This is a genomic window from Mesorhizobium sp. M2A.F.Ca.ET.037.01.1.1 (assembly GCF_003998075.1).
Taxonomy (GTDB): domain Bacteria; phylum Pseudomonadota; class Alphaproteobacteria; order Rhizobiales; family Rhizobiaceae; genus Mesorhizobium.
Genome location: NZ_RZSA01001368.1, coordinates 1 through 1,309, shown reverse-complemented (window position 1 = coordinate 1,309; position 1,309 = coordinate 1). Strand labels below are relative to the sequence as shown.

The 1,309-nt window shown below is 68.4% G+C and carries 1 pseudogene; it reads right to left on the bottom strand.

Going from position 1 to position 1,309, the window contains the following annotated elements:
* Nucleotides 1–1,244: pseudogene (locus tag EOA27_RS36820) on the bottom strand (peptidoglycan-binding protein); the annotation flags it as partial.
* Nucleotides 1,245–1,309 lie beyond the last annotated feature (65 nt).

Here is a 1,309-nt window from a genome sequence, read left to right as displayed (position 1 = left end):
AGCTGGATGTTCTTCACCGCCTTCTTCATGTCGATGCCGGCGGTGGTCTGCGGCGTGCTGTCCTGCCAGGATTCCGGAATGTCGGCCGAGTTGGCGGCGGCGTTGAGCGGCTTGGCCTTCCACAATTCCGTGGCGGCGCGCGCCCGCTCGAGCTGCTCGGGCCGCAGCGCATTGGCGATCTCGTCGCGCTTGGCTGAGGCGTCCTTGTCGCCGGTCTTGGCGACCAGGGCGAACCACTTGTAGGACTCTTCCAGGTTCTGCTTCATGCCGACGCCCTTGGCCGCCAGGATGCCGAGGTTGAACTGGCTGTCCTTGACGCCGAGGTCGGCGGCTTCCTGGAACCAGTGCGTCGCCGATTCATTGTCGGTCACCCCGTCCGCCGCCATGGCGAATAGCACCGCGAGATTGTGCATGGCGCTGGCGTTGCCCTGTTCGGCGGCGAGCTGGTAGTAGGTCTTGGCCTTCTTGATGTCGCGCGCGACGCCGATGCCCTTTTCGTAGAAATTGCCGATGCGGTATTCGGCCGGCGCGAAGCCGAGCTCGGCCGACTGCTCGTACCATTTGGCGGCGGCCTTCATGTCTTCCTTCACGCCGCGCGATTCAGCATAGCGCGAGCCGACCTCGAACAGCGCCTTGGCGTCGCCGCCGGCGGCGGCGTCGCGTAGCGCCACCGGACCGATTTCGGACGGAATGTCGAATTTGGCGGCTGCCGTCTGGCTCCCGGCCGGCGGCACGGTGCCTGTCGTGTCGGCGGAGGCTGCCGCAGGCGCGCTGGACGCGCCGCCGCCGGCTGCCGGACCGGCCGCCACGGGCTCCTTGGCCATCGGCTGCGTGTCGCCGTCCGTGTCCGTCGCAGTAGCAGCCGAGGCGGCGGGCTCGGATGGCGTCGCCGAAGCCATCGGGGCCGGTGCGGCAGGCGCTGCAAGCGCCACCGGCGCGGGTGCCGGTTCGGCCGGCGTGGCGGCTGCTCTTTCGGGACTTGCGGGGACAGATGCGGCCGGTGCCGTCTCTTGGACGGGCTCCGCCTGTCTGACGGGACGGGCAGGCGCGCTTTCGGGCTGTGCAGCGGCGTCAATCTTCGGTGTGTCGGTCTTCTGCGTGTCGGCCTGCGGCGCGGCGGTGGCGTTGAGCGAAGCCGTATCGACCGTTCGCGTGGAGAGAGCAGGCTGGTTGTTGGCCGTCTCGACCGGATCGGACAGGAAGGCTTTGCCCAGCTGCAGACCGGCCAGAGCCATCATGATGGCCGGTCTGCAGCTGGGCAAAGCCTTCCTGTCCGATCCGGTCGAGACGGCCAACAACCAGCCTGCTC